This is a genomic window from Celeribacter baekdonensis (assembly GCF_003047105.1).
Lineage (GTDB): Bacteria > Pseudomonadota > Alphaproteobacteria > Rhodobacterales > Rhodobacteraceae > Celeribacter > Celeribacter baekdonensis_B.
The window spans coordinates 18805-41894 of sequence record NZ_CP028475.1 but is presented as its reverse complement, the minus strand read 5'-3'; the positions used below and the strand labels follow the sequence as shown (position 1 = coordinate 41894).

Below are 23090 nucleotides of genomic sequence, written 5' to 3'. Positions count from 1 at the left end.
AATAGGGATGCTAGGCGGAGGCGCGATCTTGATCTACCTCCCATTCGGGATCAAAATCATCTCCGCCTTTTTCGAGGGCTGGCGTTCCATTTTATACTTGCTCCCCGGTGCCATTCTTGCATCAGTTCTGTTTATAGATTTGCCGTGGGGATCAAGCCGCACATATATTTCCTTATGCATCAGCTATGGCACAGCGCCGTTCATCTTTTCCGCCATCGACTGGGCATCACGCTGCGGGCACCATGTCCCCCCAAGCCCGGAGTTGAGCTGGCGTAAACTCATCGCGGTGGGCTTTCTCTCCTCCATCATGATCAGCCTGCTCATCCATATTTTCTATGTCCCCCACGACACGGCCTCTTTCGACCTGCGGCTCAACGCGATCAAATTCGCGCTGGGTGACATGCTTGGGCTGATTGCCGTTCTGGCGCTTCTGCCGCCTGTCTTGAATTTCGTGCTACACCGCGCAAAACCAAACTAATCCGTCTCCAGTCGGCGCAGCGCGGAGACAAAAAGGCCGGAACTGATTCACTCAGCCCCGGCCTTTTACACCATGGGATCAGTCGATCTCTCAATTGATCTCGGTGATCAAATCTTCTGCGGGCTTGCGCACTTTTTTCATCGGGGCCAACCAATCCCCCTCAGACGCACGGGTGCCCAACGGCAGGATCACCACGGTTTTCAGGCCCTTGTCTTTCAAACCAAGGATCTCGTCGAACTGCGCCGGATCAAACCCTTCCATCGGCGTGCTGTCGACCCCCAGTTCGGCGGCGGCGGCCAAGGCAAAGCCCAGTGCGATATAGGCCTGACGAGCGGCATGTTCAAAGTTCACGTGATCTTCGCGCGGCAGATACATGGATTTGAGGTTGTTGTAATAGCCTTCCAACATCTCACGCGTGCCAGGGCGCTCGGCGGCATGGTGGTCCACCACGGCGTCAATACGCGCGTCGTTATACCCATCAAAAGCGGCAAACACCAAAAGATGCGAGCCATCGGTCAACTGTTCTTGACCATAGGCAGCGGCTTTTAGTTTTTCACGCAGCTCAGGATTGCGGATCACAAAGAGGTGGAACGGCTGAAGCCCGGACGACGTCGGCGCTTTGCTGATCGCTTCGACGATCTGAGCAACCTTTTCTTCGGAGACAGGTTGGGACGGGTCCATTTTTTTGGTGGCATAACGCCAGTCGAGTTTATCGAGGAACATGCGTAAAGTCCTTTGTGTGTGAAGTGGCACGCGTACTCCGCGTGTCTTACGCTCAAATATGGGCCAAACGCCTCCTCTTACAAGCGCACAGCTCGCAGCCAATGCCACCGCACGACATTACCCAACACATTGATACAATAACAAAAAACAAGAACAGTGCGGGCACGCTCATATGCTGCGCGCCAATGCGCAGCCCGGTGTGCGCCCTTATCCCCTGCGACGCGCCTCGATCAGCGCCACGACCCGTGCCACCGCCTCATCAATACTCATCTCCGAGGTGTCGATCAGCACCGCATCTGTGGCCGCCGCCAGTGGGGCCGTGGCACGCGCGCTGTCACGCGCATCGCGTTCGCGCAGGTCTTCCAACACGTGCTCAACCGTGACCTCTTCGCCTTTGCCCTGCAATTCCGCATGACGTCTCTGCGCGCGCACTTCATCGGTGGCGGTGACGAAAAGTTTCACCTCCGCGTCCGGACAAATCACCGTGCCAATGTCACGCCCGTCCAAAACCGCCCCGCCTTCGCGCCGGGCAAAGGCCTGTTGAAAATCGACCAATGCCGCGCGCACTTCGGGTTCTGCCGCCACGCGGCTTGCCGCCTGCCCCGCATCCCCCGTGCGTAAATCGTCGCGTTTGAGGTCTTCGGCGCGCAGGCTTTGTGCCGCCTCAAGCGGCGTGAGCCCCTGAAACGTCTTCACCCCGGTCGCACGATAGAGCAACCCAGTGTCCATATGGGCAAAACCGAAATGATCCGCGACCGCCTTGGCGATCGTGCCTTTTCCGGCGGCGGCGGGTCCATCAATTGCAACGCAAAAACTCATGGCATTTTCCTTCTAAGGGATGCTTACGCTGCCCGCTCACGCGGGCAAGGTCAAGAGCCTCAGTTGTTCCGCGTGATCGCTGCGCCAAGTCCCGCCATCAGCTTTTCGAACACCGGGAAAGAGGTGGCAATGGGGCTACCGTCATCAACCGTGACAGGCGTGTCAGAGGCCAGCCCCATGACCAAAAACGACATCGCAATACGGTGGTCGATATGGGTGGCACAGGTCGCGCCGCCTTTGACGCCCTTGCTCCCGCGCCCATGTACGATCAGCGTGTCGTGATCCTCTTCGATCTCCACACCGCAGGCCTCAAGCCCACGCGCCATAGCATCAATGCGGTCGCTTTCCTTGACCCGCAGCTCTTTGACGCCGCGCATCACGGTCGTGCCCTCGGCAAAGGCGGCGACGACCGAGAGGACCGGGAATTCATCAATCATTGAAGCGGCCCGCTCAGACGGCACCTCTATGCCTTTGAGTTGGGAATATTTCACCCGCAAATCGGCGACGGGTTCGCCGCCCTCGGTCCGTGGGTTTTCAAAACTGATATCCGCGCCCATTTCGACCAGCGTTGTGTAAAGCCCGTTGCGGGTCGTATTCTGGCTGACGCCCGGCACAAACACTTCGGACCCTTCGACGATCAACGCCGCACAAACAGGAAAGGCCGCCGATGATGGATCGCGCGGCACCGCGACCTCTTGCGGGGTCAATTCCGGGCGGCCCGTCAGGGTGATCTTGTGATAGCCGTCCGGCGTGGTCTCGGTGGTCAATTCTGCGCCAAACCCGACCAACATCCGTTCGGTGTGATCGCGCGTCATTTCCTTTTCGATCACCACGGTCTGCCCCGGTGCGTTCAACCCGGCCAGCAACACCGCAGATTTCACCTGCGCGCTTGGCACCGGGGTCTCATATTCGACCGGAACAGGCTCCGCCGCGCCGATCAACGTCAAAGGCAACCGCCCCTCAGAGCGGCCAACGGATTGCGCCCCAAACAGCGCCAAAGGATCGGTCACCCGCCCCATCGGCCGCTTGCGTAACGATCCGTCGCCCGTGAACGTGGTGCAAAAATCATGGGTCGCGACCGCCCCCATGATCAAGCGCACGCCGGTGCCGGAATTGCCGCAATCAATCACATCAGCCGGTTCAGTGAACCCGCCAACGCCGACGCCATGCACCGTCCATTCGCCCGCGCCCTCGCGGATCACATCCGCGCCCAGCGCCTGCATCGCCTTGGCGGTATCCAACACATCCTCACCTTCCAAAAGCCCGGTGATTTTGGTCTCCCCCACAGCCATCGCGCCGAAAATCAGCGCCCGGTGGGAAATGGATTTATCCCCCGGCACCGCCGCCGTGCCCTTGAGGGGGCCGGATTTGCGCGCAGTCATCGGGATCGGGGTGCCATGGCTCGACATGTGTCTCTCCTCACATTCTTCGCAGACCTGATAGCGCAACCCTGAGGTCCGGTCTACCACGTCTTCGTCAGGGCGCGTCGCTGGCGCGCACGCGACCAAAACTAGCGCGCAATTCCTACGCCTTAGACCTTGCGAAATGTCATGTAATGCGGGGTACGGCCTTCGCGAATGGCCTTTTGTTCATAGCGCGTCGAAGGCCAATCGGCCCATGGCTTGCGCCAGTCTTCGGGCCCTTCCGCGAGCCATTCAAACCCGGCCTGCGGCACCTCCTCCATAGTCTGACGCACATAGTCGGGGATGTCCGTCGCGACCCGGAATTCGGCAGCGGGTTTGAGAACCCGATGCAGCGGTTCAAGGTGCTCGGCGGTGACAAAGCGGCGACGATGGTGGCGTTTTTTCGGCCAAGGATCGGGGTAATTCAGGAAGGCTTTTTCAATACAACCCTCAGGCAGCACATCAAACAGATCGCGGACATCGCCCGCGTGGATTGAGGCGTTTTGGACCTCAGGCGCGCGCCGCAGCCGCCCCAAAAGTGCGGCAACTCCGTTCACATAGGGCTCGCACCCGATGATTTCGACATCAGGATAGGTCTTGGCCATATGCACCAAATGTTCGCCACCACCAAAGCCGATCTCAAGCCAGATCGGTTTCCCGCCATAGCGGGTGGCCAGATCAAGCAGGGTGCGGTCGGGGTTTTCTTCCCAAGTCACAGGGCCGGGCGACAGGCCATCAAGGTCCTCGACAAGGTAATCTTTTTGCGCCTGATTGAGCGTCTTACCATGGATGCGACCATAGAAATTGCGCCACGGTGCGCCGGATTCGTGCGTTTGATCGTCGGACATGGAAAACTCCGCTTAAAACCTTTGGCCGTTCATTGCATCGCGCGTGGATGACAAAAGGCCCACAACATCGCGTCTTCGGACAGTGCATCCCGAAAATTTTGCCAAACCTTCACGATACGCTGTGTTCAAGCGGGGCTTTTGCCAAGAAATCCGACGCAGGGCAAGCTCAGACCCGTTGGATCAGGAAAAGCCCGCCCGCCATCATGGCCATGCCCGCGCCTCGCACTGCGGAAATCTGGACTTTTGCGGCTCCAAACAGGCCGAAATGGTCGATCACGCCAGCGGAGAGAATCTGTCCAAGCAAGACAAAGAACACCGCATTTCCGACACCGAAACGCGGCGCAATCGACGTGATGGACAGGATGTAGAAGGCAAACAGGACGCCGCCGCCGAACAGATAGGCGGGCTGATGCAAAAGGGTTGAGACCGGCACAGAAGATCCCAACACCGCGCGATACAAAAAAATTGAACTGAAGGCGACCACAGCAAACACAAGAGCGGCCAATGCAGGTGAGCCGAGCCGAGCGCCAAGCTGGGCGTTCAGCGCCGCAAAGATCGGGATGCCGACCCCGGCCAAAAGCATGACCAAAGGATCTCTTAACGTGTCGGACATATCTTTTCCTTTAAAGACTTCGCTCGCCTCGCGCGTCAGCCGCGTCCACGATAAGGTGGCACGCCCTGTTCAGGGATCCAAACGTCTTTTGGCTCCGGTCCGGTGGCCCAAAACACATCAATCGGGATGCCGCCACGCGGATACCAATAGGCACCGATGCGCAACCATTCCGGGTTCAAAAGTTCGGCCAAACGTTTGCCGATATAAACCGAACAATCCTCATGAAACGCGCCGTGATTGCGGAACGCGCCGAGGAAAAGTTTCAACGATTTGCTCTCAACCAACCAGGTGCCCGGAATATAGTCGATCATCAGATGGCCGAAATCCGGCTGCACCGTCATCGGGCAGAGCGAGGTGAATTCCGGCGCGGTGAAGCGCACCACATAGCGTTCACCCGCATGGGTGTGTGGCACACGTTCGAGCACCGCCTCTTCCGGGGAGGCGGGCAAAGCGGTTGGGCCGCCAAGTTGAGTCAAATGCGATGTATCGGTTGTGACCATTGGGGGTCTCCCATCAAAAAGGGGCGAGAATTCCCGCCCCTTTTATTATATATTTCAAAACATCACAGCTCTCAAACAGCGTTTGCCAATGCCGTTGCCAGATCGGTACGTTCCCAAGAAAAGCCGCCATCTACGTCCGGTGCACGTCCAAAATGGCCATAGGCCGCAGTGCGTTGGTAGATCGGCTTATTGAGATCGAGATGGGTGCGGATGCCGCGCGGCGTGAGGTCCATCACCTTTGGGATCGCCGCTTCAATCTGAGACGGCTCGACCTTTCCCGTGCCGTGCAAATCGGCGTAGATCGACAAGGGCGCGGCCACACCAATCGCGTAGGAGAGCTGAATGGTGCATTTGTCGGCAAAGCCCGCGGCCACCACGTTTTTCGCCAAATAGCGCGCGGCATAGGCGGCAGAACGGTCCACTTTGGTTGGATCTTTGCCCGAAAACGCGCCGCCACCATGCGGTGCGGCACCACCATATGTGTCGACAATGATTTTGCGCCCGGTCAGGCCTGCATCGCCATCGGGGCCGCCGATGACGAACTTCCCGGTCGGGTTGACGTGCCAGATCGTGTTGGCGGTGAGCCACCCATCGGGCAGCACCTCTTCGATATAAGGGGCCACAAGCGCGCGCACATCGTCGGAGGTCATGGTCTCGTCCAAATGCTGGGTCGAGAGCACAAGCGAGGCGACCTCGACCGGGAGACCATCGCGGTAGCGCACCGAAAGCTGGGCCTTGGCGTCAGGGCCAAGCGCGGGCTCGGTGCCGTTTTTGCGGACTTCGGCCAAACGGCGCAGCATCGCGTGGGAATATTGGATCGGCGCGGGCATAAGCGCCTCAGTTTCATTGGTTGCGAACCCAAACATGATGCCCTGATCGCCTGCGCCCTCATCTTTGTTGCCAGAGGCATTGACGCCCTGCGCGATATGAGCCGATTGTTCGTGGAGGTAGTTTTGCACCTCCAACGTGTTCCAGTGGAATTTATCCTGCTCATAGCCGATGTCACGCACACAGTCGCGCACGATGCCATCGACCTTTTCCATATAATCGTGGAGTTTGTCTTGATCAGACAGGCCGACTTCGCCGCCGATGATCACACGATTGGTGGTGGCAAAAGTTTCGCAGGCGACCCGTGCTTCGGGTTCCTCGGCGATAAACGCATCTAGCACAGCGTCAGAAATACGGTCACAGACCTTATCAGGGTGACCTTCGGACACAGATTCCGAAGTGAAAACGAAGTCTTTACGGGACATGAGGGTGGTGCTCCATTGGTTCATGTGTCCCGCACGCCAGGAAGCCGTTGTGCGGGTCGATACTTAAAATGCGATATAGTTGCCCCAAGTGAGGGTCAATCGGTTTTTCGGGTCCTGCGATCACGTTCTCTCAATCTTGTGCCCGGTTTTGAGACTGTCAGACCTGATACCATCAAAAGGGTTAACAAACCCAAAAGGGCCGTCTCGCCATAGCGCATATAGAGCGTTTTGGGCAACGCCCCCGGCAATGCGGCGGTCACCGCCCCGGAGGTGCCCAATGGGATCGCAACGCGGATGTCGCCATACGCGTCGATCACCGCAGAAATTCCGGTGTTGGCGGCGCGGATCATCGGCAGGCCCGTCTCAATCGCGCGAAACCGGGCCTGGGCCAAAGCCTGTTGCGGGCCGGAAAACGTACCGAACCACGCGTCATTGGTCATTTGCAAAAGCCAATCCGGGCGCTCGGGCGTGCGCAAATCACGCGGAAAAATAGCCTCATAACAGATCAAAGGCAGCGCCCGCCCGGTGCCGCCCGTGTCGATCAGTCGCGGCCCCGGCCCCGCCGAATAGCCATACCCCTCCTGTGCGGTAAAGGCGCGCAGACCAATCCGCTCCAACAGCGCGGGCATGGGCATATACTCCCCGAAAGGCACGAGGTGATGTTTGTCGTAAATCTCTTGTGGCTGGCCATCACGGTCAACCAAAACGGCAGAATTGTAGCCTTGGTAACCCTCGACCCGGTTCAGCCCGACAATCGCGCGCGCAGGTGCGACGTCATTGGCGATTTCGGTAAGATACGGAGCCGCGGCCCAAAGCGGCACGGAGACAGAGGTTTCCGGCCAAATCACCAGATCGGCCCCGTCCGGCGGGCTCAAATTCAGGGCGCGTTCATAAAAGGTCCAGACCAGCTCGGGATCCCATTTCTCTCGTTGTGGCGCATTGGGTTGCACGACACGGACAGACTGAGGTCGATCCTGTGGCAACGGTTGCGAGAGACGCGCCCATCCGTATCCATAGGCCGAGATCATCAGGATCAGCGCCGCCCCGGCTGTGAAGAATGAGCGGTTCAACACGGCCCGCGCCACCAGTGCCGCCCAGGCAAAGGTCACTGTGGTCAGAGCATATGGACCGATGAGGCTTGCGAGTTGGGCCGGAGCTTGGTCGAGCCAGATATAGCCGGGCATCGCCCATGGAAATCCCGTAAACACATGCCCGCGCGCCAATTCGGCCAGTCCCCAAAATGCCACCAAGCCGGGCAAACCCAGTGTGAGCCTTTTGGCCAAATAAAAGGCCAGCGCCCAAAACAACGCCAAGCCGCCGCACATGAAAAACAACGCGAAGGGGATCATCCACGCATCGCGGGCGGGATCGACAAGGAAGGGGTTCACCAGCCACGTCAGCGACAGCAGAAAGGCACCAAAGCCGACCGTCCAACCGCGCCACGCCGCCTCCCCGGCCGTAAGCGCCTTGGACCATGACAAAACGGCCATGACCAATCCGATCAACGCGAGTGGCCAAGCGTTTAACGGCGCCTGCCCCAAAGCCACCAAAATCCCCGCCGCCAAGGCAAGCAGCCGCGGCGGGGCGACCCCGCGCCGCAGCAAACGGGTCACGCGCATGGCTTATGCCTCTTCTTTTTTCGGTTTGACCGCTGAGGGCAAACGCACGCGAATGCGTTTGATCCGGCGTGGATCGGCATCAATGATTTCAAACTCCGCACCCGAGGGATGCGGGATCACCTCACCCCGCGCGGGCACCCGTCCACAGAGCACAAAAACCAGACCACCCAAAGTGTCGATCTCTTCTTCGTCCTCATCGGTCCCCAGACGCATGTCAATCGCGGCTTCGAATTCATCGAGCGGCGCTTTGGCTTGGGCAACAAACACGCCCGGCGCGGATTGAGTCCAAAACACGTCCTCGTCGATGTCATGTTCGTCTTCGATCTCGCCGATGACCTGTTCAACCAGATCTTCGAGCGTGACCAACCCGTCCACCCCGCCATATTCGTCGATCACCAAGGCCATATGCATTCGGTCGCTTTGCATTTTCTGCAACAGCACCCCGATCGGCATGGAGGGCGGCGCATACAACAGCGGGCGCAGCATCTTTTTGAGATTGAAGCGCTCGCCCTTGCCGTTGAAGCCGTGATTGAGGGCAAAATCTTTCAGGTGCACCAAACCCACAGGCGTGTCCAACGTGCCTTTATAGACGGGCAGTCGCGTCATTCCGCTGTCGCGGAACACCTCGACCAAATCGTCCTTTTTGATATCGGACGGCACAGCCACGATTTCAGCCTTTGGAATGGCCACGTCATCGACGCGCATCCGGCGCAGGTTCATCATCCCCGGACGCGGGGTTATTGTCGTCTGGGGCACAGAATTTGCCCCGGTCGCATCGGTTTGTGTGGTGGGTTTGGAAGAAAACGCCTTTTTCATACGACGCAGCCATTTTGGGCGTTTGCGCGCCATGGCTCGGGTGGTCGTTTGCGTTCTACTTATGGGGTCCGTCGGCGCGCTCTGCGCTGCCGTAGAAGACCCAGGCTCGGTGTCGCCCATGCGTCCTTTCCAGAAATCAAATCTATAGGTGTGCGGTCAAAATCGACCGTTCGCCTAATATGGGTCTTTGATACCCATGGTTGCAAGTATCTCGGTCTCAATGCCTTCCATAATCGCGGCATCTTCGTCCGTTATGTGATCATAACCCAACAGATGTAACAGTCCATGAACAAGCAAATGGGTCACATGATCGTTAAATGGCGTGCCACCCGCCTTGGCCTCAGCGGCGCAGGTCTCATAGGCGATGGCAATATCCCCCAACTCGATCTCCATGCCCGGCAGATCGGGTTCGGGCAAATCAGGTCGTGCACCGGGGGTGGCGCGCGCCACAGAAGGCCAAGACAACACATTGGTCGGTGTCGGTTTTTCGCGAAATTCGGCGTTCAACTCGGCAATGCGCGCGTCATCACAGGCCAAAACCGCGACCTCGCACTGATCCGCGTCCAAACCGAGAAAGGCCAAGGTCGCATGTTCTGCGGCCTCGGCCAAATCATCCAGCCCCGCCTCTTGCCAACGCGGGTCTTCATATACGACGTCTATGGTCATCTTTTACGGTCATCTTGCCCAATCGACAGGCGCGTTATTGCGCTTCATCTGCCTCATAGGCCTCAATGATCGCGGCGACAAGCGGATGTCGCACCACATCCTTGGACGTGAAATAATTGAACGACACTTTTTGAATGCCCGCCAAAACCCGCTCGGCGTCACGTAGACCCGAAGGCACCCCGCGCGGCAGGTCAACCTGTGAGCGGTCGCCGGTGATCACCATGCGCGACCCTTCGCCCAGACGGGTGAGGAACATTTTCATCTGCATGGTGGTGGCGTTTTGCGCCTCGTCCAAGACCACGAAAGCCCGGCTGAGTGTCCGCCCGCGCATAAAGGCCAAAGGCGCGATCTCAATGGTTTTTTCCTCACGCATTTTCGCCACCTGCTTGGCAGGTAAGAAATCATTGAGCGCGTCAAACAGCGGCTGCATATAGGGATCGACTTTTTCGTCCTGCGTGCCCGGCAAAAATCCAAGCCGCTCGCCCGCCTCAACCGCAGGGCGCGACAGGATCATTTTGTCAACATGACCGTTGATCAACATGTTCACGCCGACCGCGACCGCCAAATAGGTTTTGCCCGTGCCCGCAGGCCCGATGCCAAAGGCAAGCTCGTGGTTGAACAGATTTTGCACATAGGCTTTTTGACCCGGCGTGCGCGGTTCGACCAATTTTTTGCGGGTCTTGATCTCGACATCGCTGCCGCGGAACATTTCAATTTGATCACCCGGCAGACCTTTTTCGACTTCGGCATTGCCCAAAGTGATCATGCCATCAATATCGCCTGGCTCGACATCGCGACCCGCTTCCAATTTGCTATAGAGTTCCTGAAGCACCGCCGCCGCGCGACCGCGCGCAGACCCCGTTCCCATCACCGACAACATATTGCCACGTCGCACGATCTGAACTTCCAACTTATGTTCGATCTGAGCGAGGTTTCGGTCGAACTCTCCACACAGGTCAATCAACAACCTGTTGTCGTGAAACTCGAGAAGTGTTTCGTGGACGGCGTCCTGCGATTTCGGGGGTGTCAGCGCGCTTAGGCCCAAATAATATCTCCGACTCTAGAGGTCTCCATACCCACATGGTGCCAAGGGATTGCGGTTCTGGCAAGCCGGGACACAAAATCTTCGCATAAGGCCCAGCGGAACGGCGCCCAAAAAACACGCCCCAGCCTAAAAAATAGGCAAAATAAAAGCGGCCACCCCAAACAGGATGGCCGCAATAGATTTGGAATTTTAACAGGCTTTAATTAACAGGCTTTAAAGCGTTCCGCCATAAACCTGTTTCACGGGGTTATGGCGGAATGCCCGCAACATGGATATGTCTGGCTGCGTCACGCCTTTCCCCTGTCTCAGGTTAAAGGCATGACGCTTTTAAAGGCATGACGCTTTAGATCGGGTCACCGAACTTGGAGCCATCTTTATACGGGCCAACAGCCGTGTTTGGTGGCGCGATGCCGGAACACACGGGCTTGCCATATTTGTCGACGCGCGCGCTCAGGTAGCCTTCGACACCATCGTCGATGATCCAGTGATCACAGCCCTGCGGGTCGATCCAAATCCCGGCCTGAAGCTGAGACAAGTGTTTGCTGTCAAAGCCGCGGTCAACGGTTTTGTCTTTCTTATGGGCTTCATACCCCATGTTGCCAAAGGCAGCTTCTGTACAGGCGGATGTCGCGCCCAAAAGGCCGAGAAGGGCGATTGCTTTCAGTGCTTTCATCGGTCCACTCCTCACTTAATACAGATGATTTCGACGCGGCGGTTTTTTTGCATCCCGGCAGCCGTCGCATTCGAGGCCACAGGCATACGCTCGCCGTAGCCACGCACATCCGCGATCCGTGCACCGGTGCCTTGCGCGATTTTCGCCACGGCGTTGGCGCGGTTGTAGGAGAGCTTCATATTATACTCATCCGAGGCACGGCTGTCGGTGTGGCCGACGATGATATAGGCGGTGGCCCCAGCCTGAGCGAAGAAATCGGTCAGGCGTTTGCGGCCCGGAGCCGAAATAGTGTAACGGTCGGTGGCGAACAACTGATCCGAATTCATCACCGCACAGGCCTGAACCGGGTGACATGTGGGAATGCCCTGACGATCGACTTTGAGGTCCATATAGCCTTCGACACCGTCGTCCATGACCCAATGCTCACAGCCATCAGGGTCGATCCAGATCGTCGGCGCATAGCGTTCGCCGTTGACCACGCCTGAAACCATTTGCGCCTGAGCGGCAGTGCTGAGCGAGAGCCCGGCGATCGCAGCACAGGCCATCACGACCCGTCCTTTTTTGAGAAATTCGTTGATCACGTCTTTCGTCCCCCAATCGTCCCGTTTCTGGGCCGCATTAAACCCACCCGAGCGGCATTTTTGATGCCGCGCGTTGTTCACCATAAATATGTTCAAATGATAGCAAACTTCGTTGGTTTGTGAAGGAAAAATACCATATATTGTATCCTTGAGCGCAACGAACCGGGCATTTGTCGGCAATTGTTGCGCGCACGACGCGCCCTTTGCCAAAAAAACTATCGTAACGTCAACGACTTGGATTAATCCAACACAACACCGGACAAAGAATTGGTCCGGCTCTCGATGATTCTCACCCGGCGCATCTCACCGATTTGAACCGTCGGATCGGTGACATGAACGGCATGAAGATACTCAGATTTGCCCCCCATCTGATCGGCCTGCCGTCCAGTTTTCTCAAACAAAACCGATACATCGCGCCCTACCATCGCATCCTGGAAGGCGCGCTGTTGCTGCGTGATCAGCTCCTGCAGGCGTTGAAGCCGCTCTGAGGCGACATCGAAATCCACCATCTTATCGCCCTTCTCGGCGGCGGGTGTGCCGGGGCGCGGCGAGTATTTAAAGGAATAGGCGGAGGCGTAATTGACCTCGCGCACAAGATCCATCGTCGCCTCGAAATCCGCGTCCGTCTCACCGGGGAAGCCAACGATAAAATCGCCCGAAAGTGCAATGTCCGGTCGTGCCGCGCGGATACGTTCGATCAGGCGTAGATACGACTCCGCTGTATGCTTGCGGTTCATCGCCTTAAGGATTTTGTCCGAACCTGATTGCACCGGCAAATGCAGGTAAGGCATCAGTTTTTCGCAATCGCCATGAGCGGCGATCAGGTCGTCTTCCATATCATTGGGGTGGCTCGTGGTGAAACGAATGCGCTCCAGCCCGTCGACCTTGGCCAGCTCACGGATGAGCTTGGCCAGCCCCCATGTCCCGCCCTCGAACGTGCCGTGATAGGCGTTCACGTTCTGGCCCAAAAGCGTGATGTCGCGCACGCCACGCTCAACCAGATCACGCGCCTCGCTCATCACCCGCTCCGCCGGGCGCGACACTTCGGCCCCGCGCGTGTAGGGTACGACACAAAAGGCGCAAAATTTGTCACAGCCCTCTTGCACCGTCAAAAACGCCGCAGGTGCTCGTTTGGCTTTTGGCCGGGCTTTGAGGTGCTCAAACTTGTCCTCTTCGGGGAAATCGGTGTCGAGCGCGGTGTGACCGTTTCCGGCCTTGGCCTCCATCTCTGGCAGGCGGTGATAGGACTGCGGCCCCACCACCAGATCGACCATCGGCTGACGGCGCATGATCTCCGCCCCCTCGGCCTGTGCCACACAGCCCGCCACACCGATTTTCAAATCAGGATTGGCGATTTTCAGGTCTTTGTAGCGGCCCAATTCGGAATAGACTTTTTCCGCCGCCTTCTCGCGAATGTGGCAGGTGTTCAACAAGATCATGTCGGCCTCTTCGGGGCTCGACACTTCGACATAGCCCGATCCGCCAAGGCTTTCGGCCATACGCTCGCTGTCATAGACGTTCATCTGACAGCCATAGGTCTTGATATAGAGCTTTTTGGTGTTGGCTTTTGTGTCAGACATGACCTTGGGTCCACGATGATTGGGGAAATTAAGTCGTCTCTCTAGCCCAAGAGGGGTGCGGGAGCAAATGGGTTTGTGTGCTGCGGATGCGTGCTCATCCGCCTATGAGGTGCGACCGATCCGCCGCCCTGTCACGACAACCGCTCAAACCGCGTCCTCAATCCTTGCAATCCCCTCTTCTTCATGGCTTTTTTACTACAAACGGGGACAGTCACACGGACCGCCACCCCGAATAGGGACAGTTTATGCGTTACGATAGCCTCAACACTTTTCTTTCAGACGGCAAAGACGCCTTGCTCAAAGGGCCAATCGCGATGGTCTTTGCCGAAGATTTGATCGAGGTGGACACGACCCTGCGCCATCATATCACGCTTGGGTTCAAAGCCGTGCTGTTGTTTGCGCCCGATGAGCTGACGCTGCCAGAGGGGTTAGAACTTCAAATCCATCGCATCCGCTATGCCACCCGCGTGCCCAATATGCTGACCCAAGCGGTCAATCGCATTATCGCTGCGGCGCCGGGGATTTGGATGTATTATTGTTACAATGCCGAATACTTGTTTTTCCCGTTCTGCGAGACCCGCAGCATCACCGACATGCTGACCTTTCACACCGAAGAACGGCGCGGCGGGATGTTGACCTATGTGGTTGATCTCTATGCCGGCGATGTGCATGACGCGCCCAATGCCGTGTCGCTTGAGGACGCCTGCCTCGACAAATCCGGCTATTATGCGTTGGGCCGGATGGACGCCGCAGGCCATCAAAAAGAACGCCAACTCGACTTTTTCGGCGGGCTGCGCTGGCGGTTCGAAGAGCATATCCCGGCCAACCGCCGCCACATCGACCGGATTGCGATTTTCAAAGCGAAAAAGGGCCTCACCCTGTCGGAAAACCACCTGTTCAACGATGAGGAATACAACACCTATGCCTGCCCGTGGCATCACAACCTGACGGCCGCCATCGTGTCCTTTCGCACCGCCAAAGCGCTCAAGTCGAACTCTGGGTCAACCTATGACATCGACAGTTTTCGCTGGCACAATTCGACCGAATTCGAATGGCACAGCCAACAGTTGCTCGATCTGGGCCTGATGGAGCCGGGACAGTGGTTTTAGTGGGGTTTTAAGTGGTTTTTAACCGCTTTTGCACTGAGCCCCGCCCTTTACATCTGGTTCTAAGCCCTTATCTTGGGCCGCAATCGACGAGCACCCGCGCCCAACAGGACCAAAGCGGCCTCAAAATCCACCCGAAATCGAAAGAGTTTTCTGATGTCCGAAGTCAAATCCGGCGACAAAGTTCGCATTCACTACACTGGCACCCTCAAAGACGGCACCGTGTTCGACAGCTCGGCGGGGCGTGATCCGCTTGAGTTCGAAGTTGGGTCCGGCCAAATCATCCCCGGCATGGACAAGCACCTTCCAGGCATGACCGTTGGCGAGAAAAAAACCATCGTGGCCGTGGCTGACGAGGCCTATGGCCCACGCCATGACGACGCGCAACAACCCGTGCCGCGCGCCCAAATCCCGGCGGAAATCCCGCTCGAAGTCGGCCTGCAACTTCAGATGCAAAGCCCGCAAGGCCAAGTGATCCCGGTCACCGTGGTCTCTGTCACCGACGAAGAGGTCATCCTGGACGCCAACCACCGTTTGGCTGGCGAAGATCTGACCTTTGACATTGAATTGGTTGAAATCGTCTAAGCGAAGCTGAGTATTTTCGCAGCAATGAAGATCAAAGAGTGGACGAGGCGGCACGCAGGTGCCGCCTTTTTCGTTGAACTGACCCGGGTTTAGCGTCAAATGGCGGCATGGAAAAACCGGATCTCTTTTCTGCGGACTGTAGCCGCTGCGCCGCGCTGTGCTGTATGGCCTTGGCCTTTGATCGCGGCGATCATTTTGACCATGACAAAGCGGCAGGTGTGGGCTGTCACAACCTTGCGGGGTTTACCTGTGGCATTCACGGCGATTTGGCGAACCGCGGCTATTCCGGCTGTATCGCCTTTGATTGCCTCGGTGCCGGGCAAAGGGTCACGTCCTTGTTTGAGCGCGACTGGCGCAGCGATCCGACACAGACCGGACCGATGATCGAAGCGTTTCGCAAGATGCGCGAGGTGCAGGAGTTGCGTCAGCTTTTGGTCGCGGCGGCCACCCTGCCCCTCTCGGACGCGGTAGATGATAGGCGACACGACATTTTGGACCAGCTTGCGGATGCAGCGGGCGATCTGGACCGGCTCGAAGAGGTGGACCCGCGCGCCATCCGGGCGTGGCTGCGCGGATTGGCGGAGCTGATCAGCCCTGTGACGGAGACGTAAACACCGCCCGTTTTTGATCCGCGATCTCACGATGCACACAGCCCGTCGCGTGATCATTGATCATCCCCATCGCCTGCATGAAGGCAAAACAGGTGGTCGGGCCGACAAATTTCCAGCCGCGTTTTTTGAGGTCTTTCGAAAGCCGTTTTGAGGTCTCCGAGATCGACGCCGTTTGCGGCGCGCCATGTTCGTCGGGTTTGGGTTCAAAGGACCAAAAATAGGCAGCAAGCGAGCCTTCGTTCGCCACCATCTCGACCGCACGGGCGGCGTTGTTGATCGTGGCGTTGATTTTACCACGGTGGCGCACGATGCCCGCATCGGCCAAAAGCCGGGTCACATCCGCCTCATCGAACTGTGCGACGTTGTGAAAATCAAACCCGGCGAAAGCGGCGCGAAACCCTTCGCGTTTGCGCAAAATCGTCCACCATGACAGGCCCGATTGAAAGCCTTCGAGGCAGATTTTCTCAAACAAACGGATGTCGTCGGCGACCGGATAACCCCATTCTTCGTCGTGATAGCGGATATATTCGGGGTCACTGGCGCACCATGCGCAGCGCGATTGGCCATCTGACCCGGTGAAAAGCTGTGCCACATCGACCTCCTAACACGCCTCAAAAGCCCCTCACGGAAGACGAATATGAAACGCAGTGCATGACCAAACTTGTCCGCCTTTTGGTGTCAACTCAAGCCTCAATTTTCCCGTTGAACCGTTTATTTTTGCGGGTAGGCATCCCAAAACGCCTGTGGCGCTTGACCCGGATTGGCCACACAGACCACCTGATCCGCCTCAAAGGCATAGCGCGCCAAAAACACGGTCAGATCGGCGGAATAGGCATAGTCTTGCACCGAAATCACCGCCGCCTCAGAGGCACTTTCGCAACTGCCGGAGACGAACCAGACCTGATCGGCGGAATATTGGAGATCGGTGAAATAGATCGTAAATTCGCCGGGGGTTGTGAGGGTTTCAAACTGGATCGGCAAAGCACCCTGCGCCCACAACGCCAGCGGCGTGACTGACAGCGCGAGCGCCAAAATACCTGCGTCGAGCGCAAAGGGATGCAGAAAGCCGAGCCTATTCAACAGGATCGCCCGAGCGCCCGGCACAGAGGTCAGTGCGGGACTTGGGTTTTGGGGCGCAGACGGATCACCACATCGACAGAGGCGATTTCCATGCCTTCGGGCGCGTCCGGCAGACGTGCGATTTGCAGATCTTTGGCGGGCGCGTCGGTCAATGCGCCATGCTCTTCCCAAAAGAAATGCGGATGTTCATTCATATTTGTGTCGAAATAGGAGCGCGAGCCATCAACGGTCACCTCCTGCATCAAACCCGCCTGACAAAAGGCCCGCAGCGTGTTGTAGACCGTCGCCAAGGACACTTTTTCGCCCGCATCGCGCGCCGCGGCAAACAGACTTTCAGCCGTGACATGGCGATCATGACCGTCACCGATCAACAAGGTCGCCAAAGCCACCCGTTGACGGGTCGGTCGCACTCCCGCATCACACAGCCACGTCTCACCACGACGCGGATCGCGCTTTGTCTTGTCTTGCAGGCTCTTGTCTTGCAGTGCCTGGCACGTCGGCTCGGGGGCTGGGGACTGGGTCATCGGGGTCCGTTTCTTTGGTATAAGTGCCAATATAAGGCCAAGGCGGGGTTAAATTCAAATGAAAATAGATCGCAACAAGACACGACCCGCCGCAATCAGACAACGTTTTGGCTCGGTTCGGACGATTTTCACCCGCTCCCGCTCATCGGACTTTGCCCGCTCTTGCGCCTTGCGTGGTTGGGGGGCGGGGTGATAGAGGGGATACGACTTTGAAAGATTGCAGGAAGGCAAGGGTTCTATATGGCCGAGTATCCCACGAGTTTCACCAAGGAAGATCTGCTTAAATGTGCAGCGGGCGACTTATTTGGCCCCGGCAACGCGCAGCTTCCCGCCCCGCCCATGTTGATGATGGACCGGATCACCGAGATTTCCGGTGACGGGGGCGCGCATGGCAAGGGTCATGTTGTGGCGGAATTCGACATCACGCCGGACCTTTGGTTCTTTGATTGCCATTTCCCCGGCAACCCGATCATGCCCGGCTGTTTGGGCCTTGATGGTCTGTGGCAGCTCACCGGCTTTAACCTTGGCTGGCGCGGCTGGCAGGGGCGCGGTTATGCGCTTGGTGTCGGTGAAGTGAAACTCACCGGCATGGTGCGCCCGGACCGTAAGATGTTGACCTACAAGATTGATTTCACCAAAGCGATCCAGACCCGCCGCCTGACCATGGGTGTTGCAGACGGAATCGTCGAGGCCGATGGCGAAGTGATTTATATCGTCAAAGACATGAAAGTTGCGCTCTCCGAGAGCTGATCCCAAAGCGGATCGAAACGAATACCACAGGGAAGGAACACGCCATGCGTCGCGTCGTCGTCACAGGTCTCGGGGTTGTCTCCTCGATCGGCAACAATTCTGAGGAAGTGCTGGCCTCTCTCAAGGCGGGCACCTCCGGCATCACTGCCAATGAAGACATGAAAGAGTATGGGTTCCGCAGCCAAATCGCCGGGAACATCAAACTCGACATCAAAGACCACGTCGAAAAACGTGCCCTGCGGTTCATGGGTCCGGGGGCGGCCTATGCCTCCATCGCCATGGACCAAGCGATCACCGACTCCGGCCTTGAGGAAAAAGACGTGATCAACGTGCGCACCGGCTTGATTGCCGGTTCGGGTGGCCCGTCCACCTCCGCCATGTTCACCGCGCATCAGTCGGTTTTGGCCACAAAAGCCACCAAACGCGTGGGGCCGTTTGCGGTGCCGAAATGCATGGGATCGACGATTTCCGCCAACTTGGCGACCGCCTATCAGATCAAGGGCATCAACTATTCGATCACCTCGGCCTGTTCGACTTCGCTGCATTGTATTGGTGCGGCAAGCGAGCAGATCATGATGGGCAAACAAGATGTGATGTTTGCCGGTGGTGGCGAGGAATTGGATTGGACCCTGTCCTGCCTGTTTGATGCGATGGGGGCGATGTCCTCAAAGTTCAACGACACACCCACCAAAGCCTCGCGCGCGTTTGATGCGAACCGCGATGGGTTTGTGATCTCCGGCGGCGGTGCGATTTTGGTGCTCGAAGAGTTGGAACACGCCAAAGCGCGCGGTGCGAAAATATACGCCGAAGTGACCGGCTTTGCCGCGACCTCGGATGGCGCGGATATGGTGGCCCCCTCTGGTGAGGGCGGCGAACGCGCGATGCGGCTTGCCCTCTCCACCCTGCCGGAAGGCCGCAAGGTCGGCTACATCAACGCGCATGGCACATCGACCCCGGTCGGTGACGTGGGCGAAGTCGAAGCCGTGCGCCGGGTCTTTGGCGAAGGCAACACGCCAGTGATTTCCTCGACCAAATCCATGACCGGTCACTCCCAAGGCGCCACCGGCGCACAGGAAGCCGTCTATTGCCTCTTGGCGCTGCAACACGATTTCATCATCCCGTCGATCAATGTCGAAACCCTCGACCCCGCGATCCACGCGACTGAAATCGCCACAACTCTGGTGGAAAACGCAGGGCTTGATACCGTCATGACCAATTCGTTTGGGTTTGGCGGCACCAACGGGTCAATGTTGTTGTCGAAATATCTCGACTGATCTGGTTTTAGGGTATGATTTGAACGGCCACGTTATACGAGCGTGGCCGTTTTCGTGTTAGACTGGGCTTGACTGAGAGTTGCCAAGGTCGGGTTTGAACCCAGAGTAGCCAATCAAAAACCTGGCTAGTATAAAAAACACGACGTATGGAGTAACATACTTTGCTTAATTCTGCACGCTTCCGCTTGTTGCTCTTTGCAATGCTGTCCGCCGCTTTTTCTTCGACGGCTCAAGCCCAAACCTCACTGGGTTTCGATCAGTGTACGGATGATCTCGAAGGAAGTTTCGAAAAACTTGCATCAGAGGCAAAAGTCATCACCGGGTTTAGTCTTTGCCCTGAAGCAAATTTTCCATGGGACATAGTGGTTCAGCTTTCGAATTCGCCTGAAAAGAGCCACAGTTTAGCACAGTTGTTCGGTGTTAGAACTCCGGGTTACCGAACCATGCAAATTGACGGGCGTGCGTCCTTTGAAATTCGACCTTTTACCAAAAACATATGGAGCGTGGAAATATTTGATGACCACGGAAACCGTGATGTTGGGACAAGTTTCATATGGGCACGAGACATGTCGGAAAGTGAACGCCCCTTTGTCGCCGGTGCGTTAGATTGGAGCCCGGTGAAATACTTCGATTGCTATCGAGCAACCTCGAAGGCGGGTGATCGGGAAGGTTTGAATTGTCTGACGCGGTACCACATCACGACGTGTTCTCGTTTTTTTGACAAGCACATGAGCGAAACATGGTTTGATCCTGAATTTACAATAAGAATACATTCTTACAATGACACGTCCACAAACCATCTCTTCGAGCATTTCGAGGAAGTTCATACATATGTTGAGGGCGTTTTGAATCGATTACTCGAATTCAGTTGCTCATAATGCCATCGAAAGCCCGCATTGTCCCGCATACCAGACCTCCAGTCTCATTGCAGCGAACCGCCTCCGCTCACCTAACACAGCCCTCAAAAACTTGACCTAGCGGCACAAAACGGTCAAATACCCGCAAAGCAAAAAGGGCATTTCATCCATGGCAGATCTTCTTAAGGGCAAACGCGGGCTTATCATGGGCGTCGCCAACGAGCGTTCCATCGCATGGGGCATCGCCAAAGCCTGTGCCGCCGAGGGCGCGGAGCTTGCGTTTACCTATCAAGGCGAGGCCTTTGGCAAACGCTTGCAACCGCTGGCCGAAAGCGTCGGTTCGGACACGATGGTGGACGTCGATGTCACCAACCCGGAGCAAATGGACGAAGCCTTTGCGGCACTCAAAGCCAAATGGGGCAGCCTTGATTTTGTCGTGCACGCCATCGCCTATTCCAACAAAGACGAACTCACCGGCCGGTTCCGCGACACCTCTGTCGAGAACTTCAAAAACTCGCTGCATATCTCGTGCTATAGCTTCATCGACGTGGCCAAACGCGCCTCTGAAATGATGCCCAATGGCGGCACGTTGATGACGCTGACCTTTGAAGGCTCCAACAAAGTTGTGCCCAATTACAACGTGATGGGCGTGGCCAAAGCGGCGCTGGAAAGCTCGATCCGCTATCTTGCCAATGACCTTGGCCCCGAAGGCATCCGCGTCAACGGCATTTCGCCGGGTCCGATGAAAACGCTGGCTGGCTCCGCCATCGGTGGCGCGCGCCGCACCTATAAACACGCCGAACAGAACGCGCCGTTGTTGTCGAATGCAACGCTTGAGGCCGTGGGCGGCACCGCCGTGTACCTCGCCTCCGATGTGGGCGCGTATACAACGGGTGAAATCATCCGCGTCGATGGCGGCTATCACATCATGGGCATGCCCCGGATTGAAAACCTCTGATCCGGTCCAGATTGCCACAGCTCCAAGCCCCGCCCCCGTGCGGGGCTTTTCTTTGAGTAGGTATCACGGGTAAAGCCACGGATGTGACGCGACGTCTCACCTGACAGACGGCACGGCTGATGTAGCCTCTCCGCGAGGGAGAGAGTGACATGTTTGATTATATCATTGTCGGCGCGGGGTCTGCGGGATGCGTGTTGGCCAATCGCCTGTCGGACGATCCAAGCAAACGGGTTTGTTTGATCGAAGCCGGGGGCAAGGATCGCTCGCCCTTCATTCACATTCCTTTGGGGCTGGCGGTTTTGGCGCGCCTCAAAGGCTATAATTGGAATGATCACACCGCACCTGATCCAGCGCTAAACGACCGCCGCCTGTTTTGGCCGCGCGGGCGGACCTTGGGCGGCTCCTCCTCGATCAACGCGATGATTTATATGCGTGGCCACCCTCAGGATTACCGGGCTTGGGCACAGGCGGCGGGGGATGCGTGGGATTGGCCGCGGGTGTTTGAGCTGTTCAAGCGGTTGGAGAGCAATACGCAGATTTCGGATGCGTATCATGGCACCGACGGGCCACTTTGCGTCTCCGATCTGCGTAGTCCAAACCCATTGTCGCATGCTTTTGTGCGCGCCGGTGTTGAGGCGGGATATGCAGAGCGGCGTGACTTTAATGGCGCGGATCAGGAGGGCGTGGGCCTGCTCCAAGTCACTCAGAAAAACGGCAAACGGTTTTCAGCCGCGCGGGCATTTTTGGACCCGGTGCGTGGGCGGGCCAATGTGACGCTCTTGACCGGAGAACAGGTCTCGCGAGTGCTGTTCAAGGGCACCAAGGCCCATGGCGTTGCGCTTCGGGATCGCGAGATTTTGCTCAATCCCGGTGGCGAGGTGATCCTTAGCGCCGGGGCAATCAAGTCACCGCATCTGTTGATGCTCTCGGGCATTGGGCCGGGGGACATGGTGCGCGCGCAGGGGATCGAGGTGCGGCATGACGCGCCTGAGGTGGGCCAGAACTTAGCCGATCATCTCGACATCACAGTGATGTCGAAAGCGCGCGATCGCCTGCCCATTGGCATTGCGCCGACATATGTGCCCCGTGCGCTGCGTGCCGCCGTCGCCTTTGGCCGCAAACGTGGCGGGGAACTGACCTCAAATGTCGCCGAAGCTGGTGGGTTTGTGCGCTCAGATCCCGATCAGCCACGTCCCAACCTGCAATTCCATTTCATTCCGGCCTATCTGCGTGATCATGGACGCAAGACCTCATTTGGCTACGGCATGACGCTGCATGTTTGTGATCTTTTGCCAAAATCGCGGGGGCGGATCACATTGGCCTCACCCGATCCAAGGGCTGCGCCGGTGATTGACGCCGGCTATCTGAGCCACCCAGAGGATGTGGCAACGCTTTTATCTGGCCTCAAAATCGCCCGTTCGGTGATGGCTGCATCGGCGCTTGCAAAGCACGTCGCATCCGAGGTTCTGCCTGGTGCGGCCCTGCAAAGCGACGCAGCGCTCATTGCGGATATTCGTGCCCGCTCAGAGACAATCTATCACCCGGTCGGCACCTGTCGCATGGGGATGGACGAAAGTTCAGTGGTGGACCCGCAGGCGCGGGTGCGCGGCGTCTCGGGGCTGCGCGTTGTGGACGCCTCAATCATGCCGCAGATCATCGCGGGCAACACCAATGCGCCCACGATGATGATCGCGGAAAACGTGGCGGATATGATGCTTCGGCCTTGAC

The 23090-nt window shown here is 57.5% G+C and carries 26 protein-coding genes and 1 riboswitch; of the genes, 9 read left to right on the top strand and 17 right to left on the bottom strand.

Annotation, left to right across the window (positions count from 1 at the left end; genetic code table 11):
* Positions 1–28: 28 nt before the first annotated feature.
* Positions 29–478 (top strand): hypothetical protein, encoded by a 450-nt coding sequence (locus DA792_RS03465; RefSeq protein WP_159075146.1) that lies wholly within the window; start codon positions 29–31, stop codon positions 476–478.
* A gap of 90 nt (positions 479–568) precedes the next feature.
* On the opposite strand, the gene DA792_RS03460 is transcribed toward DA792_RS03465, so the two are convergent.
* The 14 genes from DA792_RS03460 to miaB form a co-directional block, all read right to left on the bottom strand.
* On the bottom strand, positions 569–1201 hold the full coding sequence (locus DA792_RS03460; protein ID WP_107718110.1) for a nitroreductase family protein: 633 nt from the start codon (positions 1199–1201) through the stop codon (positions 569–571).
* 207 nt (positions 1202–1408) lie between these two features.
* Positions 1409–2020, bottom strand: coding sequence for a (d)CMP kinase (locus tag DA792_RS03455; RefSeq protein WP_107718108.1), 612 nt, complete (start codon positions 2018–2020; stop codon positions 1409–1411).
* 59 nt (positions 2021–2079) lie between these two features.
* Positions 2080–3429, bottom strand: coding sequence for a 3-phosphoshikimate 1-carboxyvinyltransferase (aroA, locus tag DA792_RS03450; protein ID WP_107718106.1), 1350 nt, complete (start codon positions 3427–3429; stop codon positions 2080–2082).
* A 122-nt stretch (positions 3430–3551) separates the two neighbouring features.
* Entirely contained in the window at positions 3552–4271 is a 720-nt protein-coding gene (gene trmB / locus DA792_RS03445; protein WP_107718105.1) for a tRNA (guanine(46)-N(7))-methyltransferase TrmB, read from the bottom strand.
* Positions 4272–4437: 166 nt separating this feature from the next.
* Complete coding sequence (locus DA792_RS03440; RefSeq protein WP_107718103.1) at positions 4438–4884, bottom strand: DMT family transporter; 447 nt, start codon at positions 4882–4884, stop codon at positions 4438–4440.
* 35 nt (positions 4885–4919) lie between these two features.
* On the bottom strand, positions 4920–5384 hold the full coding sequence (gene queF / locus DA792_RS03435) for a preQ(1) synthase (protein WP_107718101.1): 465 nt from the start codon (positions 5382–5384) through the stop codon (positions 4920–4922).
* 71 nt (positions 5385–5455) lie between these two features.
* Positions 5456–6637, bottom strand: a complete 1182-nt coding sequence (gene metK, locus DA792_RS03430; protein WP_107722540.1) for a methionine adenosyltransferase — start codon at positions 6635–6637, stop codon at positions 5456–5458.
* An 8-nt stretch (positions 6638–6645) separates the two neighbouring features.
* A riboswitch (SAM-SAH riboswitch) is annotated at positions 6646–6696 on the bottom strand.
* Positions 6697–6732: 36 nt separating this feature from the next.
* The gene (gene lnt / locus DA792_RS03425) at positions 6733–8256 is read right to left on the bottom strand and encodes an apolipoprotein N-acyltransferase (RefSeq protein WP_107718100.1); all 1524 of its coding nucleotides are present in this window, start codon (positions 8254–8256) and stop codon (positions 6733–6735) included.
* Positions 8257–8259: 3 nt separating this feature from the next.
* Entirely contained in the window at positions 8260–9192 is a 933-nt protein-coding gene (locus DA792_RS03420; RefSeq protein ID WP_199908108.1) for a hemolysin family protein, read from the bottom strand.
* 54 nt (positions 9193–9246) lie between these two features.
* On the bottom strand, positions 9247–9738 hold the full coding sequence (gene ybeY / locus DA792_RS03415) for an rRNA maturation RNase YbeY (protein ID WP_107718098.1): 492 nt from the start codon (positions 9736–9738) through the stop codon (positions 9247–9249).
* A gap of 34 nt (positions 9739–9772) precedes the next feature.
* A complete protein-coding gene (locus DA792_RS03410) occupies positions 9773–10783 on the bottom strand; it encodes a PhoH family protein (RefSeq protein ID WP_107718096.1) in 1011 nt (336 codons plus the stop codon).
* Between the two features lie 343 nt (positions 10784–11126).
* Positions 11127–11456 carry a hypothetical protein gene (locus DA792_RS03405; RefSeq protein WP_107718094.1) on the bottom strand — a complete coding sequence of 110 codons (330 nt, stop codon included), beginning with the start codon at positions 11454–11456 and terminating at the stop codon, positions 11127–11129.
* Positions 11457–11467: 11 nt separating this feature from the next.
* Entirely contained in the window at positions 11468–12037 is a 570-nt protein-coding gene (locus DA792_RS03400; protein WP_107722538.1) for an OmpA family protein, read from the bottom strand.
* A gap of 239 nt (positions 12038–12276) precedes the next feature.
* A complete protein-coding gene (gene miaB / locus DA792_RS03395; RefSeq protein ID WP_107718091.1) occupies positions 12277–13617 on the bottom strand; it encodes a tRNA (N6-isopentenyl adenosine(37)-C2)-methylthiotransferase MiaB in 1341 nt (446 codons plus the stop codon).
* Between the two features lie 245 nt (positions 13618–13862).
* Here miaB and DA792_RS03390 point away from each other — a divergent pair, with 245 nt between their 5' ends.
* The 3 genes from DA792_RS03390 (at position 13863) to DA792_RS03380 (ending at position 15919) form a co-directional block, all read left to right on the top strand.
* On the top strand, positions 13863–14726 hold the full coding sequence (locus tag DA792_RS03390) for a hypothetical protein (protein WP_107718089.1): 864 nt from the start codon (positions 13863–13865) through the stop codon (positions 14724–14726).
* A 153-nt stretch (positions 14727–14879) separates the two neighbouring features.
* Positions 14880–15308, top strand: coding sequence for an FKBP-type peptidyl-prolyl cis-trans isomerase (locus DA792_RS03385; protein ID WP_009572046.1), 429 nt, complete (start codon positions 14880–14882; stop codon positions 15306–15308).
* 107 nt (positions 15309–15415) lie between these two features.
* A complete protein-coding gene (locus DA792_RS03380; protein WP_107718087.1) occupies positions 15416–15919 on the top strand; it encodes a hypothetical protein in 504 nt (167 codons plus the stop codon).
* Here DA792_RS03380 and DA792_RS03375 read toward each other — a convergent pair.
* The 3 genes from DA792_RS03375 to irrA form a co-directional block, all read right to left on the bottom strand.
* Positions 15897–16511 carry a DNA-3-methyladenine glycosylase I gene (locus DA792_RS03375; protein ID WP_107718085.1) on the bottom strand — a complete coding sequence of 205 codons (615 nt, stop codon included), beginning with the start codon at positions 16509–16511 and terminating at the stop codon, positions 15897–15899. The genes DA792_RS03380 and DA792_RS03375 overlap by 23 nt on opposite strands.
* A gap of 119 nt (positions 16512–16630) precedes the next feature.
* The gene (locus DA792_RS03370) at positions 16631–16999 is read right to left on the bottom strand and encodes a hypothetical protein (RefSeq protein ID WP_159075145.1); all 369 of its coding nucleotides are present in this window, start codon (positions 16997–16999) and stop codon (positions 16631–16633) included.
* A 29-nt stretch (positions 17000–17028) separates the two neighbouring features.
* Positions 17029–17523, bottom strand: a complete 495-nt coding sequence (gene irrA, locus DA792_RS03365; protein ID WP_254679343.1) for an iron response transcriptional regulator IrrA — start codon at positions 17521–17523, stop codon at positions 17029–17031.
* Between the two features lie 240 nt (positions 17524–17763).
* Here irrA and fabA point away from each other — a divergent pair, with 240 nt between their 5' ends.
* From fabA to DA792_RS03345, 5 genes are all read left to right on the top strand, one after another.
* Positions 17764–18273 (top strand): bifunctional 3-hydroxydecanoyl-ACP dehydratase/trans-2-decenoyl-ACP isomerase, encoded by a 510-nt coding sequence (fabA, locus tag DA792_RS03360; protein WP_107718081.1) that lies wholly within the window; start codon positions 17764–17766, stop codon positions 18271–18273.
* A gap of 44 nt (positions 18274–18317) precedes the next feature.
* A complete protein-coding gene (gene fabB, locus DA792_RS03355) occupies positions 18318–19547 on the top strand; it encodes a beta-ketoacyl-ACP synthase I (protein ID WP_107718079.1) in 1230 nt (409 codons plus the stop codon).
* A 161-nt stretch (positions 19548–19708) separates the two neighbouring features.
* On the top strand, positions 19709–20425 hold the full coding sequence (locus tag DA792_RS22140; protein WP_159075144.1) for a hypothetical protein: 717 nt from the start codon (positions 19709–19711) through the stop codon (positions 20423–20425).
* A 148-nt stretch (positions 20426–20573) separates the two neighbouring features.
* Positions 20574–21362, top strand: coding sequence for an enoyl-ACP reductase FabI (locus DA792_RS03350; protein WP_009572038.1), 789 nt, complete (start codon positions 20574–20576; stop codon positions 21360–21362).
* A 149-nt stretch (positions 21363–21511) separates the two neighbouring features.
* Positions 21512–23089, top strand: a complete 1578-nt coding sequence (locus DA792_RS03345) for a GMC family oxidoreductase (RefSeq protein WP_107718077.1) — start codon at positions 21512–21514, stop codon at positions 23087–23089.
* The last annotated feature ends 1 nt before the right edge of the window (position 23090 follow it).

Excerpts from the sequence above, each read along its gene's own strand:
- DA792_RS03460 (WP_107718110.1), bottom strand. The coding sequence starts at position 1,201 with ATGTTCCTCGATAAACTCGACTGGCGTTATGCCACCAAAAAAATGGAC.
- DA792_RS03455 (WP_107718108.1), bottom strand. The coding sequence starts at position 2,020 with ATGAGTTTTTGCGTTGCAATTGATGGACCCGCCGCCGCCGGAAAAGGC.
- aroA (WP_107718106.1), bottom strand. The coding sequence starts at position 3,429 with ATGTCGAGCCATGGCACCCCGATCCCGATGACTGCGCGCAAATCCGGC.
- trmB (WP_107718105.1), bottom strand. The coding sequence starts at position 4,271 with ATGTCCGACGATCAAACGCACGAATCCGGCGCACCGTGGCGCAATTTC.
- DA792_RS03440 (WP_107718103.1), bottom strand. The coding sequence starts at position 4,884 with ATGTCCGACACGTTAAGAGATCCTTTGGTCATGCTTTTGGCCGGGGTC.
- queF (WP_107718101.1), bottom strand. The coding sequence starts at position 5,384 with ATGGTCACAACCGATACATCGCATTTGACTCAACTTGGCGGCCCAACC.
- metK (WP_107722540.1), bottom strand. The coding sequence starts at position 6,637 with ATGTCCCGTAAAGACTTCGTTTTCACTTCGGAATCTGTGTCCGAAGGT.
- lnt (WP_107718100.1), bottom strand. The coding sequence starts at position 8,256 with ATGCGCGTGACCCGTTTGCTGCGGCGCGGGGTCGCCCCGCCGCGGCTG.
- DA792_RS03420 (WP_199908108.1), bottom strand. The coding sequence starts at position 9,192 with ATGGGCGACACCGAGCCTGGGTCTTCTACGGCAGCGCAGAGCGCGCCG.
- ybeY (WP_107718098.1), bottom strand. The coding sequence starts at position 9,738 with ATGACCATAGACGTCGTATATGAAGACCCGCGTTGGCAAGAGGCGGGG.
- DA792_RS03405 (WP_107718094.1), bottom strand. The coding sequence starts at position 11,456 with ATGAAAGCACTGAAAGCAATCGCCCTTCTCGGCCTTTTGGGCGCGACA.
- miaB (WP_107718091.1), bottom strand. The coding sequence starts at position 13,617 with ATGTCTGACACAAAAGCCAACACCAAAAAGCTCTATATCAAGACCTAT.
- DA792_RS03390 (WP_107718089.1), top strand. The coding sequence starts at position 13,863 with ATGCGTTACGATAGCCTCAACACTTTTCTTTCAGACGGCAAAGACGCC.
- DA792_RS03385 (WP_009572046.1), top strand. The coding sequence starts at position 14,880 with ATGTCCGAAGTCAAATCCGGCGACAAAGTTCGCATTCACTACACTGGC.
- DA792_RS03380 (WP_107718087.1), top strand. The coding sequence starts at position 15,416 with ATGGAAAAACCGGATCTCTTTTCTGCGGACTGTAGCCGCTGCGCCGCG.
- irrA (WP_254679343.1), bottom strand. The coding sequence starts at position 17,523 with ATGACCCAGTCCCCAGCCCCCGAGCCGACGTGCCAGGCACTGCAAGAC.
- fabA (WP_107718081.1), top strand. The coding sequence starts at position 17,764 with ATGGCCGAGTATCCCACGAGTTTCACCAAGGAAGATCTGCTTAAATGT.
- fabB (WP_107718079.1), top strand. The coding sequence starts at position 18,318 with ATGCGTCGCGTCGTCGTCACAGGTCTCGGGGTTGTCTCCTCGATCGGC.
- DA792_RS03350 (WP_009572038.1), top strand. The coding sequence starts at position 20,574 with ATGGCAGATCTTCTTAAGGGCAAACGCGGGCTTATCATGGGCGTCGCC.
- DA792_RS03345 (WP_107718077.1), top strand. The coding sequence starts at position 21,512 with ATGTTTGATTATATCATTGTCGGCGCGGGGTCTGCGGGATGCGTGTTG.